Below are 255 nucleotides of genomic sequence, written 5' to 3'. Positions count from 1 at the left end.
TCAGAAATCCGAAGACTGGTTCCACATCAATTTTACGTTTCCCATAGATCTCACCAGTTTCTTTTTTCGAAAGCTGCTCTTTTATATATTCTTTTTGTTGTTCCCATTTCTCATTATAGAAGATTTTTCGATTACTTTCGGCTTTCGCCTTGGTACATAAAGAACGTAATGGACATCCAGAACAGTCCTCGCATTCATATACCTTAAATGAACGTGTAAAACCGTATTTGTCGGTTCGTTTAGAGTGATATCGGA

General features: G+C 36.9%; 1 protein-coding gene. It reads right to left on the bottom strand.

What is annotated here, in order from left to right:
- The coding region (locus KI338_RS17615; RefSeq protein ID WP_212922315.1) for a transposase at positions 1-255 on the bottom strand (255 nt) is incomplete at both ends.

Origin of the sequence: Ornithinibacillus bavariensis, from assembly GCF_018333235.1 — a bacterium.
Classification (GTDB): domain Bacteria; phylum Bacillota; class Bacilli; order Bacillales; family Amphibacillaceae; genus Ornithinibacillus; species Ornithinibacillus bavariensis.
The sequence above is the reverse complement of the archived record's forward strand: the minus strand, read 5'-3'. Positions and strand labels throughout refer to the sequence as shown.